This window comes from Streptomyces sp. NPDC004561 (genome assembly GCF_053602155.1).
Map to the genome: position 1 here is coordinate 1 of NZ_JBSGDB010000011.1, position 16,899 is coordinate 16,899.

Genomic DNA, 16,899 nt, shown 5'->3' on the forward strand with positions numbered 1-16,899 from the left:
GCCGGGGGGCGCCCCCCCCTCTCCAGGGTGCGGCCCCGCCGTCGTACTACGCCGAGGAACTACCTCCGCCGCCCCCCGTTGCCGTTCCCGTTGGTCCCGCCGTTCGTCGGGCCCTGGAAGATGTTGCCGGGGAGGGAGAACGTGGGGGTCGGGGCCGCGCCGCCGTTGGTGTCACCCGTGGTGTTTCCCCCGCCCGTCAGGCCGCCGATCAGTCCCCCGATCACCTGGCCCGTTGTGTTGCCGTTGTCCCCCCCGTTGCCTTTTCCCTGGCCGTCCCCGGAGCCGTTGCCGTCGGGGATGTCGACCAGGTTGAAGTCCTGCACGGGTTTGCCCTGCAGCGCGCCGGTCATCATGTCGCGCCAGATCGGACCGGGGACCTCACCACCGAACACCTTGTCGTGCGGGACGCCGCCGATGGTGATGTTGATCATCTTCCGCTTGTGCTGCGGGTCGCCGACCCAGACCGCGCCGGCCATGTTCGGCGTGTAGCCGACGAACCAGGCCGCGAAGCGCTCGTCCGTCGTACCGGTCTTGCCCGCGCTCGGGCGGTCGCCGAGGCCGGCCTCCTGACCCGTGCCGTCCTCGACCACGCCCTTGAGGAGCGTGCTGACGGTGTCGGCGGTCTTCTGCGACATCGCGCGCGAGCAGGTCGACCTCGGCACCGGGAGGGACTTCACCTGGCTGCCGATCCGCTGCGTGATCGACTCGATGGCGACCGGGGTGCAGTACATGCCGCGCGAGGCGAAGGTGGCGTACGCGTTCGCCATCGTCAGCGGGGACATCTCCTGGGTGCCGAGCGCGATCGAGGGGGCCTGGTCGATCTTGCGGCCGTCCGCGCGCGCCACGCCCATCTTCGTCGCCATGTCGGTGACGGGGCAGATGCCGATGTCGCTGATGAGCTGCACGTAGTAGGTGTTGACCGACTTGGCGGTCGCTTCCTTCATGCCGTACGGGCCGTGCTCCGACTCGTTCTCGTTCGTCAGCTTGGCCGGCTTGTTCGGGTCGTTGCGCCAGGTCTTGCCGTCACACGCGGACACCGGGCTCGGGTACGGCATCTCGTACGGCGAGGGGTACTCCTGCGTCGCGGGCTTGCCGCCCTCGATCGCGGCCGCCGCGACGATCGGCTTGAACGTCGAACCGGGCTGGTAGCCGGCGCCGCCGCCCATGTTCTGGTTCACCGACAGGTTGATCTGGGTCTCGTCCCTGCCGAAGCCGTACGGGCGGGACTGGCCCATGGCGAGGATCTTGCCGGTGCCGGGCTCGACGATCGTCGCGGCCGTCGCCACGCCGTCCGACTTGTAGACGTGATCCTTGATGGACGCCTGCTCGGACTGCTGCGCCTGCGGGTCGAGCGTCGTACGGATCGTCAGGCCGCCCTGGTTCCACAGCTTCGCCCGGGTCTCCTTGGACTTGCCGAAGACCGGGTCGGTGAGGAAGACCTGGCGTACGTAGTCGCAGAAGAAGCCGGCGCCCTGGACCGCGGTGATGCAGCCGTTCTTCGGGCGGCTGGGGTGCAGCCCGAGCGGCTGCTGCTTGGCCTCCTCGGCCTCCTTCGGGGAGATGTCGCCGACCTCGGTCATGCGCTGCAGGACGATGTTGCGCCGTTTGGTGGCCTCCGCCTCGTCGTTGACCGGGTCGTAGCGGCTCGGGGACTGCACGATGCCGGCCAGCAGCGCCGACTGCTGCAGGTTCAGGTCCTTGGCGTGCTGGGAGAAGTACCGCTGGGAGGCGGCCTCGACGCCGTAGGCCTGCTCGCCGAAGAAGGTGATGTTCAGGTAGTTCTCGAGGATCTTCTTCTTGCCGAGCTTGTCCTCGATCTGGATCGCGTACTTCAGCTCGCGGATCTTGCGGCCGATGGTCTGCTGGGTGGCCTCGGCGACCTTCGTCGGGTCGTCGCCGGCCTCCTCGATGAAGTAGTTCTTCACCAGCTGCTGGGTGAGGGTCGAGGCGCCCTGGGCGACCCCGCCCGACTGCGCGTTCTTGTTCAGGGCGCGCAGCACGCCCTTGAGGTCGATCGCGCCGTGCTTGTAGAAGCGCGAGTCCTCGATCGCGACGATCGCCTTCTGCATGTACGGCGAGATGTCCTTGAGGTCGACCACCGTACGGTCGCGGGAGTAGACGGTCGCGATCTGGTGCCCCTGGTTGTCCAGGATCGTGGTGCGCTGGCTCAGCTGGGGACTCTTCAGGTTGGCCGGGATCTCGTCGAAGCTCTGGACCGAACCCTTGGCCGCTAGACCGAGTGCGCCGGCGGCGGGCAGCGCGATGCCCGCCATCACGGCTCCGGCGAGCACACTGACACCGAGGAACTTGGCGGCCTGCTGCGTTGGCGACAGACCACCACCCGAGCGCTTCTTTGGCATGGGGGCAGCCTAATCCGTACTTATGAGCGTTCCGAGGGAGCGGCTCCCTCTCGGGATGTTCGGGTGCAGGATCGTGACTGCAGCGCGACCTGGCCTGCCGACGTTTCCATTTCCCGGACACGCGCGCAGGCCTTGGCCTAAGCTGCTCTCAACTGTCACAGCGATGCGGTCACGTATCAATACGTCCGGCTACCCCGAATCGTTCCGGAAGTACCCCGACTTTGTGGTGGGGGCGTGTCCGAATCCGCCTCGTGTGTCACCTGGCGCCCGGTGTGGCGCACCGCAGCTGTCCTGTTTTGCCGGGATAGTCACGTATATCACCAGCTCACTCCCGCGGGTGATCTGCCGCTTACCCATAGTCCGTTCGGGCCATTCAAGATTGGGCCCGAAGGGGGTGTTGCGCTGTCCCCACCTTCCGTAACGTCCTCAACTGGCGGCGGTGAATATGCCGCTGCCGCCGTGGGGGAGCCTCGATTCGGGAGAGGACGGCGCCGGTATGGGCTGGGTAACCGACTGGAGTGCGCAGGCTGCCTGCCGCACTACCGATCCGGATGAACTGTTCGTTCAAGGAGCAGCGCAGAACAGGGCCAAGGCGGTGTGCACCGGATGTCCGGTACGCACCGAGTGCCTGGCGGACGCGCTGGACAACCGCGTCGAATTCGGCGTGTGGGGAGGCATGACAGAGCGGGAGCGCCGTGCGCTGCTGCGCCGGCGGCCCACCGTGACCTCCTGGCGCAGGCTGCTGGAAACCGCCCGCCTGGAGTACGAGCGTGGAGTCGGGATCGTGCCCCTCGACAGCGACGAGGTGTACGAGAACTACGCGGCGGTGAGCTGAGGGCATCCCCCTCCGGCATAGACCGAAGGACCATCCGGCCGGGCGTGAGCCACGGGAAGCAACGGCCGGCCAGGTGCCGTCGGTCCACACAGGGCGGGATGAACCGAGGGAAGTGTCTCTCGGGTGCGGAACGGGGTCGGCCGGCGTTCTGAGGGGTGCGCCCGCGTCGACGGCCCGGTGTGCCCGCGAGTTCGGCCGGCGGTCGTCCGGGTCGCTCGCTCGCCCACTTGGGTCAGGTTCCGATCAGGCAGGCCACGGCAGCCGCGACACCACGGTCGACCGTGCCTGCCGGACGACGTCCCGGTCCGTCGCGCCCGCCACGAAGGCTCGGTGCGCCGCACGGTCTACGACGGCTGGGTCCGGTCCTCCGCGCCCGCGGCGAGCCGGTCCCCGATGTCGCGCAGGCCCGTGAGGTCGTGCACGTCGCCGGGGAGTGCGGGTACGTCGACCACCGCCACCTCGGGGTGACGGGCGGTGAAGCGGTCACGCGTGCGCTGCTCGCGCGCCAGCAGATGCATGCGTTCGGCGTGCAACCGCAACAGGCCCGCGGCGAGCTGGTCGACGGAGCGTTCCGCGTCGGCGGGGGAGCCTTCTTCGGAAGCGGTGGTACCGGTTGCGGCTTCGGATGCGGGAGGTTGTGAACTGCCGTACGTTTCGGGAGAGTTACGAAGTCCAGCTTTCCCGTCCCCCTGATCCACAATGCGGGGGTCCTCAAGATTTTCCGCGGCGGCGAGCGCCCGCTCGGCGGACAGCCGGCCGGCACCGCTGGCGTGGACCCGGTTCAGCACCAGACCCACCAGCGGCATGTCCTCCGCGGCCAGCCGCTCCACGAAGTACGCGGCCTCGCGCAGCGCGTCCCGCTCCGGGGCCGCCACCACCAGGAAGGCCGTGCCGGGCGCCTGGAGCAGCTTGTACGTGGCGTCCGCGCGCGTGCGGAACCCGCCGAAGGTGGTGTCCATCGCGGCCACGAACGTCTGGACGTCCTTCAGCAGCTGACCGCCCAGCAGCTTGCCCAGCGTCCCGGTCATCATCGACATGCCGACGTTGAGGAAGGCCATCCCCGCCCGGCCGCCCAGTTTGGCGGGCGCGGTGAGCAGACGGATCAGCCGGCCGTCCAGGAAGGAGCCGAGCCGCTTGGGCGCGTCCAGGAAGTCCAGCGCCGAACGGGACGGCGGGGTGTCGACCACGATCAGGTCCCACTCGTCCTTCGCCCGCAGCTGCCCCAGCTTCTCCATCGCCATGTACTCCTGCGTGCCCGCGAAGCCCGCCGAGAGCGACTGGTAGAAGGGGTTCGCCAGGATCGTGGCCGCCCGCTCCGGGTCCGCGTGCGCCTCCACGACCTCGTCGAAGGTGCGCTTCATGTCGAGCATCATGGCGTGCAGTTCGCCGTCGCCCTCGGTGCCCTTCACCCGGCGCGGCACGTTGTCGAGGGAGTCGATGCCCATCGACTGGGCCAGCCGCCTGGCCGGGTCGATGGTGAGGACGACCACCTTGCGGCCCCGCTCGGCCGCCCTGAGGCCCAGGGCGGCCGCGGTCGTCGTCTTGCCGACCCCGCCCGAGCCGCAGCAGACCACGATGCGGGTCTTCGGGTCGTCCAGCAGCGGGTCGACGTCGAGGACGCGCACGGGGGAGAGGCGACGGGCGGTCTCCTGTGCCTCGGCCGGGTCCGGACTCATGACAACCCCTGCTTCCGCAGCTCGGTGGCGAGTTCGTACAGGCCCGCCAGGTCCATGCCCTCGGCGAGCAGCGGCAGTTCGTTCAGCGGCAGGCCCAGCTCGCCGAGGACCCCGCGCTGCTCCTGCTCCAGCGCGTACCGCTCGGCGTACTCCGCGGCCTGCGCCAGCAGCGGGTCCACCAGCTTCTCGGCGTTCCCACCGCGCCGCGCCCCGCCCAGCCCGGCGGCCGACAGGGCCCGCGCGACCGAGGAGTGCTCCACGCTCCGTACGAGTTCCAGGTCGTCCGCGTCCAACACCTCGGGCCGCACCATGTTCACGATGACCCGGCCCACCGGCAGCTTCGCCGCGCGCAGTTCGGCGATGCCGTCGGCGGTCTCCTGGACGGGCATCTCCTCCAGCAGCGCCACCAGGTGCACCGCCGTCTCCGGCGACTTCAGCACCCGCATCACGGCCTGCGCCTGATTGTGTATCGGGCCGATCTTGGCCAGACCCGCCACCTCGTCGTTCACGTTCAGGAAGCGGGTGATGCGGCCGGTCGGCGGGGCGTCCATGACGACGTAGTCGTACGTGAACCGGCCGCTCCGCTCCTTGCGGCGCACTGCCTCGCACGCCTTGCCGGTCAGCAGGACGTCCCTGATGCCCGGCGCGATGGTGGTGGCGAAGTCGATGGCGCCGAGCTTCTTCAGGGCTCTGCCCGCCCCGCCCAGCTTGTAGAACATCTGGAGATAGTCCAGAAGGGCCAGTTCGGGGTCTATGGCGAGGGCGAACACCTCCCCGCCGCCCGGCGCGACCGCGATTTTTCGCTCCTCGTACGGCAACGCCTCCGTTTCGAAGAGCTGTGCGATACCTTGCCGGCCCTCGACCTCCACGAGAAGCGTCCGCTTCCCCTCGGTCGCGAGGGCCAGCGCGAGGGCGGCGGCGACCGTCGTCTTTCCGGTCCCGCCCTTGCCGCTGACGACCTGGAGCCTGCTCACGTCTTCGAGACTAACCAGTCCGGCCGACGGTCACGCGGGAGGCTGTGGATAACGGGGGGCGTAGTCGGTCACACGTCCGCACACATCCTGTGGACAACGGCACCGCCGGTCGCGCCGGTCGCAGCGGCTACAGTCGGCTCCATGACCAAGTGGGAATACGCAACCGTGCCACTGCTCGTCCATGCCACGAAGCAGATTCTGGACACCTGGGGCGAGGACGGCTGGGAGCTCGTCCAGGTCGTGCCCGGGCCGAACAACCCCGAGCAGCTCGTCGCCTACCTGAAGCGGGAGAAGCAGGCATGAGCGCGGTCGAGGAGAAGCTGGCCGGACTCGGCCTGACCCTGCCCGAGGTCGTACCGCCGCTGGCCGCCTACCAGCCGGCCGTGCAGTCCGGTGTGTACGTCTACACCGCCGGCCAGCTGCCCATGGTCGAGGGCAAGCTGCCGGTCACCGGCAAGGTGGGCGCCGAGGTCACGGCGGAGGAGGCCAAGGACCTGGCCCGTACCTGTGCGCTGAACGCGCTGGCCGCCGTGAAGTCCGTCGCCGGCGACCTGGACCGCATCGCGCGCGTGGTGAAGGTCGTCGGTTTCGTCGCCTCGGCGTCGGACTTCACCGGCCAGCCCGGTGTCGTCAACGGCGCCAGCGAGCTGCTCGGCGAGGTCCTCGGCGACAAGGGCGTGCACGCCCGCAGCGCGGTCGGCGTCGCGGTGCTGCCGCTGGACGCGCCGGTCGAGGTCGAGATCCAGGTCGAGCTGCTGCCGTAGCCGGCGCCGGCCCTCTGACCTCGGGTACCTCTCGAACATTCGCCCTACACGGGATAGCCTCCGGCCATGGCGAACGGTCAGTGGTACCCCCCGGAGTGGCCGGACCGCATCCGCGCGCTCGCGGACGGGGCCCTCACCCCGGTGTCCCCCAGGCGCGCGGCCACAGTGCTCCTCCTGAAGGACACCGCGGCCGGACCCGTCGTCCACATGCTGCGCAGACGCGCCTCCATGGCCTTCGCCGGAGGCGCGTACGCGTACCCCGGGGGCGGGGTCGACCCGCGTGACGACGACCGCCGGATCCGCTGGGCGGGCCCCACGCGCGCGTGGTGGGCCGAGCGGCTCGGCGTCGACGAGGCCGGCGCCCAGGCCGTCGTCTGCGCGGCCGTACGCGAGACGTACGAGGAGGCGGGCGTCCTGCTCGCCGGGCCGGACCCGGACACCGTCGTCGGCGACACCACCGGCGAGGACTGGGAGGCGGACCGCGCCGCCCTGGTCGCGCGCGAACTCTCCTTCGCCGAGTTCCTGCAGCGGCGCGGGCTGGTGCTGCGCTCGGACCTGATGGGCGCGTGGACCCGCTGGATCACCCCCGAGTTCGAGTCCCGGCGCTACGACACCTGGTTCTTCGTGGCCGCCCTCCCCGCCGGGCAGCGCACCCGGAACGCCTCCACGGAGGCCGACCGCACGGTGTGGATCCGCCCCGAGGAGGCCGCCGCCGGGTACGACCGGGGCGAGCTGCTGATGATGCCGCCCACCATCGCCACCCTGCGCCAGCTGGACCCGTACGGCACCGCCGCCGAGGCCCTCGCGGCCGCCCCCGCGCGCGACATGACACCGGTGATGGCGACGGCCCGCCTGGTGAACGGGGAGATTGTCCTGTCCTGGCCCGGGCACGAGGAGTTCACGAAGCACGTCCCGACGGCCCCGACGAGCACCGGTGGAGGCCCCGCATGACCGACGCAAGCGCCCTGCCGGGCCAGCCCAGGGGCGCGGTCCTCTCGGGCCCCGCCACCGAACGGGCCGTCAACGTCCTCGCGCCCAACGCCTCCGCGATGACCCTGGACGGCACCAACACCTGGATCGTCGCCGAGCCCGACTCCGACGTGGCCGTGGTGATCGACCCGGGCCCGCTGGACGACGGCCACCTGCGGACGGTCATGGACACGGCCGAGAAGGCCGGCAAGCGGATAGCCCTGACCCTGCTCACCCACGGCCACCCCGACCACGCCGAGGGCGCGGGCCGGTTCGCCGAGCTGACCGGCACGCGCGTGCGCGCCCTCGACCCGGCGCTCCGCCTCGGCGACGAGGGCCTGGCCGCGGGGGACGTGGTCGTCGCCGGCGGTCTGGAGCTGAGGGTCGTGCCGACTCCCGGCCACACCGCGGACTCGCTGTGCTTCCATCTCCCGGCCGACCGGGCGGTGCTCACCGGCGACACCATCCTCGGGCGCGGTACGACGGTCGTGGCGCACCCCGACGGGCGCCTGGGCGACTATCTGGACTCCCTGCGCCGCCTGCGGTCCCTGACGGTGGACGACGGCGTGCACACCGTCCTGCCGGGCCACGGGCCGGTCCTGGAGGACGCCCAGGGCGCCGTGGAGTTCTACCTGGCCCACCGCGCCCACCGGCTCGCCCAGGTGGAGACGGCGGTCGAGGACGGCTACCGCACCGCGGCCCAGGTCGTCGCGCACGTGTACGCGGACGTGGACCGCTCGCTGTGGCCGGCGGCGGAACTGTCGGTGCGGGCCCAGATGGACTACCTGAGCGAGCACGGGCTGATCTAGTCCCCGGCTGCTAGTCCTCCGGGCGGGGCGTCTTCACGCCGTGCACGCGCGCGTACTCGTCCGCGAGCCAGGGCCCGAGGTCGTCCACGCAGGACCGCAGCACCTCGGGGTCGCCGACGGGCTCCCGGCCGTACCGCGCCGCCGTACGCATCTGTGCGGCCCGCTCGGGGTAGTACGCGCCGAACACCTCGGCCATCTCCCGCAGATCGCTCGTCCAGCCGTTCCAGCGGGTCATGACGAGCGTGAAGCCGGTGCGGACCAGGTGCCGGGACATGAAGCGCACCAGCGGCCGCCGGGCCTCCTCGCTGTCCTGCGCCGTCTCGATCCGCTCCCGCCAGCGGGGCAGCCGTCGCGCGAGGTCGCCGTTGGTCTCGCGGGCGAGCAGGGAGTCGGGGCGGTAGCGGGGCAGGTACTCGGCCAGGTCGTCGCCGAGCAGCGGGGTGCACAGACAGGCGACGAACCAGCCCAGGTCGTAGCGCTCCAGGTCGCTCAGCAGCCGATCCCGGCCGTACAGCAGCGTGCCGACGCCGTCGATCTGCGGGAACTCCTTGTCCACGGCCTCACCGAGGGCCCGTACGGCCTCCCGGTCCGCGTCGGCCGGTTCCGCCCGCAGCGCCACGACCAGGTCCAGGTCGCTGCGCCCCACGCGCGCGGTGCCGCGCGGGATCGACCCGTAGAGGTACCCGCTGTGCAGTCGCGTCCCGAAGACGTCCAGCACCCGGTCACGGGCGGCGGCCACGACCGGGCGGAACGGCTCGGGCACGCGCGCGAGGGAGCCCTCGCGCTCGATGAAGCCCAGGGCGTCGAGCCCTGTGGGCCGGATCGTTTCAGGCATGGGGCAACTGTGCCGACTTCGGCCCGTGCGGCGCTCGGGAACAGGCCGTGCGGACCGAAGCGGAGATCCGGGGGCCCGCGGCCCCCGGCCGGCTCAGCGCGAGCGCTTGGCGAGCCTCTCGACGTCGAGCAGGATCACGGCCCGCGCCTCCAGGCGGAGCCAGCCGCGCTGGGCGAAGTCCGCCAGCGCCTTGTTCACGGTCTCGCGGGAGGCGCCGACCAGCTGGGCCAGCTCCTCCTGGGTGAGGTCGTGGACGACGTGGATGCCCTCCTCGGACTGCACGCCGAAGCGGCGGGAGAGGTCCAGCAGGGCGCGCGCCACGCGGCCGGGCACGTCGGAGAAGACCAGGTCGGACATGGCGTCGTTGGTCTTGCGCAGCCGGCGGGCGACGGCGCGCAGCAGGGCGCCGGCCACCTCGGGGCGGACGTTCAGCCAGGGCTGGAGGTCGCCGTGGCCCAGACCCAGCATCTTGACCTCGGTCAGCGCGCTCGCGGTCGCGGTGCGCGGGCCCGGGTCGAACAGCGACAGCTCGCCGATCAGCTCGCCGGGGCCGACGACGGCGAGCATGTTCTCGCGGCCGTCGGGGGAGGTGCGGTGCAGCTTGACCTTGCCCTCGGTGACGACGTACAGCCGGTCTCCGGGGTCTCCCTCATGGAAGAGTGAGTCACCGCGCGCGAGGGTCACCTCACTCATGGAGGCGCGGAGCTCCGCGGCCTGCTCGTCGTCGAGCGCCGCGAAGAGCGGGTTGCGCCGCAGAACGTCGTCCACGAGTTCTCTCCCTTGTCGACCTGCTCAGGGGATCTTGCTCCCCCGTGTGCCAGGGGACCGTGTTCCCCATTTTGCCGGACGGTCCAAACAGTGTGATCTGTCACAAGGATGCCGCACAGGTGTCCCGGGGTAAGCGTCAGGGGTCCAATCGGGGGCCGATCTTCCGGGTCCGGGGCGGACGAGGGAGCCGGGCTTTAGGCTGGCCGGGTGTCCAAATCCCCGGTGAGAGCACAGGACAAGGGGGCTGCGCGGGTGGTTGTACGTCGTGATTCCGCTGTGGGCGAACAAGGCCCGAGTGACCATAGGAAAACCGGAAAAGCGGCTGAAAAGGCCGCGGCCGCCCCTGCCGGGAAGGCCGCGCCGGTGAAGAAGGCCACCACGGCCAAGAAGGCCATCACGGCCAAGAAGGCCATCACGGCCAAGAAGGCCGCCCCCGCCGGGAGAGCCGCCGCCAAGAAGGCGGCCCCCGCCAAGGAGGCCGTGGCCACCGGCAAGGCCGTCGCCGTGAAGAAGGCCGCCGCCACCAAGAAGGTCGCCGTGAAGCCCCCGGCGCGGGAGTCCCGCACCGCCCTGGTCCGCCGCGCCCGCCGGATCAACCGGGAGCTCGGCGAGGTGTACCCGTACGCCCACCCCGAGCTGGACTTCGAGAACCCCTTCCAGCTGCTGGTCGCCACCGTGCTGTCGGCCCAGACCACCGACCTGCGCGTCAACCAGACGACTCCCGCGCTCTTCGCCAAGTACCCCACCCCCGAGGACATGGCCGCGGCCAACCCGGAGGAGGTCGAGGAGATCCTGCGCCCCTGCGGGTTCTTCCGCGCCAAGACCAGGTCGGTCATAGGGCTCTCCAAGGCGCTCACCGAGGACTTCGGCGGCGAGGTCCCCGGAAAACTGGAGGACCTGGTCAAGCTGCCAGGCGTCGGCCGCAAGACCGCCTTCGTCGTGCTCGGCAACGCCTTCGGGCGGCCCGGGATCACCGTGGACACACACTTCCAGCGGCTGGTGCGGCGCTGGCAGTGGACCGACGAGACCGACCCGGACAAGATCGAGGCGGCCGTCGGCGCGCTGTTCCCGAAGAGCGAGTGGACCGACCTGTCCCACCATGTGATCTGGCACGGCCGGCGCATCTGCCACGCCCGCAAGCCCGCCTGCGGCGCCTGCCCCATCGCCCCGCTCTGCCCGGCCTACGGCGAGGGCGAGACCGACCCGGAGAAGGCGAAGAAGCTCCTCAAGTACGAGAAGGGCGGCTTCCCCGGCCAGCGGCTCAAGCCCCCGCAGGCCTACCTGGACGCGGGCGGCAGGCCGGCGCCGCCACTGGGGGCCGCGTGACGGAACGATCTCGGTGCCCTCGGGCGTTGGACAGGAAGAGCGACGGGGGGTGGCGATGACGAGGGCCAGCGAAACGCAGGGCGGTCCGGTGACGCCCAGCAGGGAGGGCCTGCCGGACTGGCTGGACCCGGTGGTGAGCGCGGTGGAGACGATCCAGCCGCTCCAGCTCAGCCGCTTCCTGCCGCCGGAGAACGGCTCGGGCCGGCAGTCGGCCGTGCTGATCCTGTTCGGCGAGGGCGAGCGCGGCCCCGAGCTGCTGCTCATGGAGCGCGCCGGCTCGCTGCGCTCGCACGCCGGTCAGCCGTCGTTCCCCGGCGGCGCGCTCGACCCCGAGGACGGCGATCCGAAGGGTGACGGTCCGCTGCGGGCCGCGCTGCGCGAGGCCGAGGAGGAGACCGGCCTCGACCCGTCGGGTGTGCAGCTCTTCGGCGTGCTGCCCCGGCTGTACATCCCCGTCAGCGGGTTCGTCGTGACACCCGTGCTCGGCTGGTGGCGCGAGCCCAGCCCGGTCGGCGTCGTCGATCCGAACGAGACCGCACGGGTGTTCACGGTCCCCGTGGCGGATCTCACGGACCCCGCCAACCGCGCCACCACCGTCCACCCCAGTGGGCACCGAGGCCCGGCATTCCTGGTCGAATCGGCCCTGGTCTGGGGTTTCACGGCCGGTGTGATCGACCGGCTGCTGCACTTCGCGGGCTGGGAGCGCCCCTGGGACCGGGACAAGCAGGTCCCGCTCGACTGGCGCTCATGACAGGGTGATCCCCGTTGCTGTGTCGTCCCGGGGGACGCGGTGTCCCACAGCCACCGCGTGGCGGGCCGGACCCCGTCCGGCCCGCGGGGACCGGAGTGAGTAGGCGAGGCCTGAAGCAGTGAACGTGCTGGACATCCTGTTGCTGGTCGCGGCCGTGTGGTTCGCGGTCGTCGGCTACCGCCAGGGCTTCGTCGTCGGCATCCTGTCGGTGATCGGGTTCCTGGGCGGCGGCCTCGTCGCCGTGTACACGCTGCCCGTCGTCTGGGACGCCGTGACCGGCAACGCGGACGTGAGCACCACCGCCGCCGTCGTGGCCGTGGTCGTCGTCATCGTCTGCGCCTCCGTCGGCCAGGCGCTGACCACCCACCTGGGCAACAAGCTGCGCCGGTACATCACCTGGTCCCCGGCCCGCGCCCTGGACGCCACCGGCGGCGCGCTGGTCAACGTCGTCGCGATGCTCCTGGTCGCCTGGCTGATCGGGTCCGCCCTCGCGGGCACCACCCTGCCGACCCTCGGCAAGGAGGTCCGCGGCTCCAAGGTGCTGCTCGGTGTCTCCCGGGCGCTGCCCGCGCAGGCCGACACCTGGTTCGCGGACTTCTCCTCCGTTCTCGCGCAGAACGGCTTCCCGCAGGTCTTCAGCCCCTTCGCCAACGAGCCGATCAAGGACGTCCAGCCGCCCGACCCGGCCCTCGCCGGCGGCCCGGTCGCCACCCACGCCCAGCGCTCCATCGTCAAGGTCACCGGCACCGCCCAGAGCTGCGGCAAGGTGCTGGAGGGCAGCGGCTTCGTCTTCGCCGACCGCCGCGTCATGACCAACGCGCACGTCGTCGGCGGCGTCGACGCGCCGACCGTGCAGATAGGCGGCGAGGGCCGCAAGTACGACGCGAAGGTCGTCCTGTACGACTGGAAGCGCGACATCGCCGTCCTCGACGTACCGGACCTGAGGGCGACCCCGCTGAGGTTCTCCGCCCGCGACGCGGCCGGTGACGACGGCGCGATCGTCGCGGGCTTCCCCGAGAACGGTTCGTACGACGTGCGCGCCGCGCGCGTGCGCGGGCGCATCTCCGCCAACGGCCCGGACATCTACCACCGCGGCACCGTGCGCCGCGACGTCTACTCGCTGTACGCGACCGTCCGCCAGGGCAACTCCGGCGGCCCGCTGCTCACGCCCGACGGCAAGGTGTACGGCGTGGTGTTCGCCAAGTCCCTCGACGACGCCGAGACCGGCTACGCGCTGACGGCGGACGAGATCCGGCCCGACATCGCGCGGGGGCGTACGGCGAACGAGCAGGTGGGTACGGACAGCTGCGCGCTGTGACCCGCCGCGCGGGCGTTCAGCCGCGCGGGTGACGCAGGCGCACCGAGACCCAGCGGGCCCGGCGGCGCAGGATACGCGGAATCCCCACCCTGAGGTCCGCCTCCGCGAGCTGCGGAGTGCCTCGCTGAGGCGTGCTCAGCCCAGCGGCCGAGCGGCGGTTGCGGGGTGCGTCACTGTAGTCGTGCGTCCAGCCCATACCCCGACGTCTGCCCCCGCCCCAAGGTCTATAACCGCTTGAGCGCCGCCCAATTGGCCTATGCGGCAGGCATGTGGCCGTTCGGGGGACAAGTGTTCAGGAAGCGGGTACTCCGCGCACCCGAACCGTCACCAAGCGGTCACCGGTCGGGCTCGGGGTCCTTCAGCCAGTTGACCAGTTCGGTGGAGAACGCCACCGGGTCCTCCTCGTGCGGGAAGTGCCCCAGGCCGTCGAACAGCCGCCAGCGGTACGGCGCTTCGACGTACTCGCCGGAGCCCGCCGCGCTGCGGGTGCGCGTCACCGGGTCGAGCGAGCCGTGCAGATGCAGCGTGGGCACGCGCACCGGCCGCTTCATCCGGCGGTAGAACTGCACGCCGTCCGGGCGGGCCAGGGAGCGCACCAGCCAGCGGTAGGGCTCGATCGCGCAGTGCGCGGTGGACGGGATGCACATGGCGCGCTGGTACGTCTCCACCGTCTCGTCCTCCGGCAGCCGCGGGCCGGACCACTCACGGATCAGACGTCCCACCAGCTCGCCGCCGTCCGCGGTGAGTTGACGCTCGGGGATCCAGGGCCGCTGGAATCCCCAGATGTAGGAGTTGGCGGCCGTCTGCCGGGCGTCCCGCAGCATGGCCGCGCGCCAGCGCCTCGGGTGCGGCATCGACACCACGGCGAGGCGCCGGACGAGCTTGGGCCGCATCGCCGCCGCCGTCCACGCCAGATAGCCGCCGAGGTCGTGCCCGACCAGCGCGGCGTCCGGCTCGCCGAGCGAGCGGATCACACCGGTGACGTCCAGGGCGAGGTTGGCGGGGTCGTACCCGCGGGGCGTGCGGTCGCTGCCGCCGACCCCCCGCAAGTCCATGGCCACCGCCCGGTAGCCGGCGTCCGCGAGGGCCACCAGCTGGTGCCGCCAGGTCCACCAGAACTGCGGGAAGCCGTGGAGCAGCAGCACCAGGGGGCCGTCACCGAGTTCGGCGATGTGGAAGCGGGCGCCGTTCGCGGCGACGTCCCGGTGGATCACCTTGCGGCCGTGCGGCAGGTCGATCCGTACGACCGAGGGAGCGGCGGGGTCCGTCATGACGACGAGCGTGCCACAGCTTCGATGGCCGCGGGGGTGCGGTCCTCGGGCAGCTCCGGGCGCGGGTGCGGCTTGGCGTTCTGCAGGACGTTCGCCGTCTGCTTCATGGACGCGGCCACCTTCTGCGGGCCCTGGCTCTTCTTGGCCTTCTTCGCGAACACCGTGCCGATCAGCGCGAGGACGCCGGCGACGATCACGTTCGCCGCGAAGGACAGCAGGAAGCAGACCGCCAGGTTCCACCCGCTCCAGGTCCGGATGCCGTACGCGAGGGCGAAGTTGAGCATCGGCAGCGAGAACACCAGGACCGCGCCCGCCATCGAGAACGCCCCGCCGCTCGTCGCGCCGCGCTTCACGTCCTGCTTGAGCTGCGCCTTGGCCAGCGCGATCTCGTCGTGCACCAGCGCCGACATTTCGGTCGTCGCCGAGGCGAACAGCTGGCCGATGCTGCGTTCGGCGCCGACCGGGCTGCCGTCGGGTGCGCTCATCGCGTTCTCCCTTACGAGGTCTCTCGTGCCGCAAGTGTGCCGTCATTGTGCGGCCGGCCCGCTCATCGTGGCCGTCTTGTTTTGTACCGTCTCGTCAGATCATGCCCGACGGCCGCCCTCCTCGCCTGCCCCGCCCGGTACTTCCGCAAGCCCGTCGCGTGCCGCGGCCGCCCGCTCCGCGGCGATGCGCCGGTGCTCGGCGGCCTTGCGCTCGAGGATCTCGGCCATGCGCAGGTGGTACGCCGGGTCGTCCTCCTCGTAGATGTCCGGGACGCCGTCGCGGTCCTCGTCGCGGTCCTCCTCCTCGCACATCCCGCGGTACTTGGCGTTGCGCATCTTCAGCAGCACCGTGGCACACACCGCCGCGATCAGCGATCCGGTGAGGACGGACGCCTTCACCTCGTCGGTGAGGACGGCGTCGCCGGCGAAGGCCAGTTCGCCGATGAGCAGCGCGACCGTGAAGCCGATCCCGGCGAGCGAGGCCACCGCGAAGACGTCGGCCCAGCCGAGGTCCTCGCTGAGGGAGGCGCGGGTGAAGCGGGCGGTCAGCCAGGTGCCGCCGAAGATCCCCAGCGCCTTGCCGGCGACCAGGCCGAGGACGACACCGAGCGTCTCCGGCTTGGTGAACACGTCCGCGAGGGCCCCGCCGGACACCACCACACCCGCGCTGAACAGCGCGAACAGCGGTACGGCGAGCCCGGCCGACAAGGGCCGCACCAGATGCTCCATGCGCTCGCCCGGCGACTGCTCCTCGCCCTCCCGGGTGGTGCAGCGCAGCATCAGGCCCATGGCCACACCGGCGATGGTGGCGTGCACGCCGCTGTTGTACATCAGCGCCCAGATCACCACGGCGAGCGGCACGTACACGTACCAGCCGCGCACCCCCTTGCGCAGCAGCAGCCAGAAGACCGCGAGCCCGGCCGCCGCGCCGCCGAGCGCGGCGAAGTTCAGCCGCTCGGTGAAGAAGACGGCGATGATCAGGATCGCGAAGAGGTCGTCGACGACCGCGAGGGTGAGCAGGAAGGCGCGCAGGGCGCTGGGCAGCGAGGTGCCGATCACCGCGAGGACGGCGAGCGCGAAGGCGATGTCGGTGGCGGTGGGCACCGCCCAGCCCTGTGTGGAGCCGCCTGCGGTGAGGTTGGTGAGGGTGTAGACGAGTGCCGGTACGGCCATTCCGCACAGCGCGGCCACCACGGGCAGCACCGCCGCCTTCGGGTCGCGCAGGTCCCCGGCGACCAGCTCGCGTTTCAGCTCGATGCCGGCGACGAAGAAGAACACCGCGAGCAGCCCGTCGGCGGCACAGTGGGCGACGGAGAGGTGCAGGCCCAGGGCGGCGGGCCCGAACTCGAAGTGGCCGGCCGTCTCGTAGCTGTGGCTCAGAGCGGGGACGTTCGCCCAGACCAGCGCGGCGACGGCGGCCAGGAGGAGCAGCACACCGCCGACGGTCTCCGCGCGCAGCGCGTCCGCGACGAAGGTCCGCTCGGGCAGGGACAGGCGTCCGAGGGCCTTGCGGGCGGTGGTCGGGGTGCGGGGCGCGGTCACGGGGACCTCCGGTGGGTGGACAGGTCGGCTCACCTGCCGACCAGACTTCCCGGCGCACCTGTCGATCTTGTCGCGTCAGTGACGCTTTACCTACTTTACCCAGAGTGACGGGTGACCGGAACCGGTGATCTTCACGGTAGACGCCGAAGGGGCACCCGGCGCGTCCGCGGCCGGGTGCCCCACAGGCTTCCGATCAGTCCTGCCCTGCTCGGTCCT

At 71.3% G+C, this 16,899-nt stretch carries 17 protein-coding genes; 8 read left to right on the forward strand and 9 right to left on the reverse strand.

Translation table 11 applies throughout. The features are described from left to right. Window positions 1-59: 59 nt before the first annotated feature. On the reverse strand, window positions 60-2,360 hold the full coding sequence (locus ACWEN3_RS02770; protein ID WP_452964823.1) for a transglycosylase domain-containing protein: 2,301 nt from the start codon (window positions 2,358-2,360) through the stop codon (window positions 60-62). A 496-nt stretch (window positions 2,361-2,856) separates the two neighbouring features. Between ACWEN3_RS02770 and wblA the strand changes: the two genes are divergently transcribed. Continuing rightward, window positions 2,857-3,195: a transcriptional regulator WblA gene (wblA, locus tag ACWEN3_RS02775; protein WP_179851885.1), complete on the forward strand. Its 339-nt coding sequence runs from the start codon at window positions 2,857-2,859 to the stop codon at window positions 3,193-3,195. Window positions 3,196-3,539: 344 nt separating this feature from the next. Here wblA and ACWEN3_RS02780 read toward each other — a convergent pair whose 3' ends face one another. Further along, entirely contained in the window at window positions 3,540-4,871 is a 1,332-nt protein-coding gene (locus tag ACWEN3_RS02780) for an ArsA family ATPase (protein WP_452964826.1), read from the reverse strand. After that, window positions 4,868-5,845, reverse strand: a complete 978-nt coding sequence (locus tag ACWEN3_RS02785) for an ArsA family ATPase (protein ID WP_452964828.1) — start codon at window positions 5,843-5,845, stop codon at window positions 4,868-4,870. The genes ACWEN3_RS02780 and ACWEN3_RS02785 overlap by 4 nt, the downstream gene beginning before the upstream one ends. Window positions 5,846-5,986: 141 nt before the next feature. Between ACWEN3_RS02785 and ACWEN3_RS02790 the strand changes: the two genes are divergently transcribed. The 4 genes from ACWEN3_RS02790 (at window position 5,987) to ACWEN3_RS02805 (ending at window position 8,387) form a co-directional block, all read left to right on the forward strand. Beyond that, the gene (locus ACWEN3_RS02790; RefSeq protein WP_003975360.1) at window positions 5,987-6,148 is read left to right on the forward strand and encodes a DUF4177 domain-containing protein; all 162 of its coding nucleotides are present in this window, start codon (window positions 5,987-5,989) and stop codon (window positions 6,146-6,148) included. After that, complete coding sequence (locus tag ACWEN3_RS02795) at window positions 6,145-6,609, forward strand: RidA family protein (RefSeq protein WP_452964830.1); 465 nt, start codon at window positions 6,145-6,147, stop codon at window positions 6,607-6,609. Before ACWEN3_RS02790 ends, ACWEN3_RS02795 begins: the two co-directional genes overlap by 4 nt. Window positions 6,610-6,675: 66 nt before the next feature. Then, window positions 6,676-7,560, forward strand: a complete 885-nt coding sequence (locus ACWEN3_RS02800; protein WP_452964832.1) for an NUDIX hydrolase — start codon at window positions 6,676-6,678, stop codon at window positions 7,558-7,560. Further along, on the forward strand, window positions 7,557-8,387 hold the full coding sequence (locus ACWEN3_RS02805; protein ID WP_452964834.1) for an MBL fold metallo-hydrolase: 831 nt from the start codon (window positions 7,557-7,559) through the stop codon (window positions 8,385-8,387). Before ACWEN3_RS02800 ends, ACWEN3_RS02805 begins: the two co-directional genes overlap by 4 nt. A gap of 10 nt (window positions 8,388-8,397) precedes the next feature. On the opposite strand, the gene ACWEN3_RS02810 is transcribed toward ACWEN3_RS02805, so the two are convergent. Then, window positions 8,398-9,222: a nucleotidyltransferase gene (locus ACWEN3_RS02810; protein WP_452964836.1), complete on the reverse strand. Its 825-nt coding sequence runs from the start codon at window positions 9,220-9,222 to the stop codon at window positions 8,398-8,400. 93 nt (window positions 9,223-9,315) lie between these two features. Next, a complete protein-coding gene (locus ACWEN3_RS02815) occupies window positions 9,316-9,990 on the reverse strand; it encodes a Crp/Fnr family transcriptional regulator (RefSeq protein WP_073887802.1) in 675 nt (224 codons plus the stop codon). Window positions 9,991-10,266: 276 nt separating this feature from the next. Between ACWEN3_RS02815 and nth the strand changes: the two genes are divergently transcribed. The 3 genes from nth (at window position 10,267) to ACWEN3_RS02830 (ending at window position 13,385) form a co-directional block, all read left to right on the forward strand. Continuing rightward, complete coding sequence (nth, locus tag ACWEN3_RS02820) at window positions 10,267-11,316, forward strand: endonuclease III (protein ID WP_452964839.1); 1,050 nt, start codon at window positions 10,267-10,269, stop codon at window positions 11,314-11,316. A 55-nt stretch (window positions 11,317-11,371) separates the two neighbouring features. Continuing rightward, window positions 11,372-12,067 (forward strand): NUDIX hydrolase, encoded by a 696-nt coding sequence (locus tag ACWEN3_RS02825; RefSeq protein ID WP_452964842.1) that lies wholly within the window; start codon window positions 11,372-11,374, stop codon window positions 12,065-12,067. 118 nt (window positions 12,068-12,185) lie between these two features. Further along, window positions 12,186-13,385, forward strand: a complete 1,200-nt coding sequence (locus tag ACWEN3_RS02830) for a MarP family serine protease (protein WP_452964844.1) — start codon at window positions 12,186-12,188, stop codon at window positions 13,383-13,385. Window positions 13,386-13,401: 16 nt separating this feature from the next. On the opposite strand, the gene ACWEN3_RS02835 is transcribed toward ACWEN3_RS02830, so the two are convergent. From ACWEN3_RS02835 to nhaA, 4 genes are all read right to left on the reverse strand, one after another. Then, window positions 13,402-13,581, reverse strand: a complete 180-nt coding sequence (locus ACWEN3_RS02835) for a hypothetical protein (protein WP_053656296.1) — start codon at window positions 13,579-13,581, stop codon at window positions 13,402-13,404. A gap of 139 nt (window positions 13,582-13,720) precedes the next feature. Then, a complete protein-coding gene (locus ACWEN3_RS02840) occupies window positions 13,721-14,656 on the reverse strand; it encodes an alpha/beta fold hydrolase (RefSeq protein WP_452964847.1) in 936 nt (311 codons plus the stop codon). Next, window positions 14,653-15,141, reverse strand: a complete 489-nt coding sequence (locus tag ACWEN3_RS02845) for a phage holin family protein (protein WP_452964849.1) — start codon at window positions 15,139-15,141, stop codon at window positions 14,653-14,655. The genes ACWEN3_RS02840 and ACWEN3_RS02845 overlap by 4 nt, the downstream gene beginning before the upstream one ends. A 99-nt stretch (window positions 15,142-15,240) precedes the next feature. Then, window positions 15,241-16,683 carry a Na+/H+ antiporter NhaA gene (gene nhaA, locus ACWEN3_RS02850; protein WP_452964851.1) on the reverse strand — a complete coding sequence of 481 codons (1,443 nt, stop codon included), beginning with the start codon at window positions 16,681-16,683 and terminating at the stop codon, window positions 15,241-15,243. Window positions 16,684-16,899 lie beyond the last annotated feature (216 nt).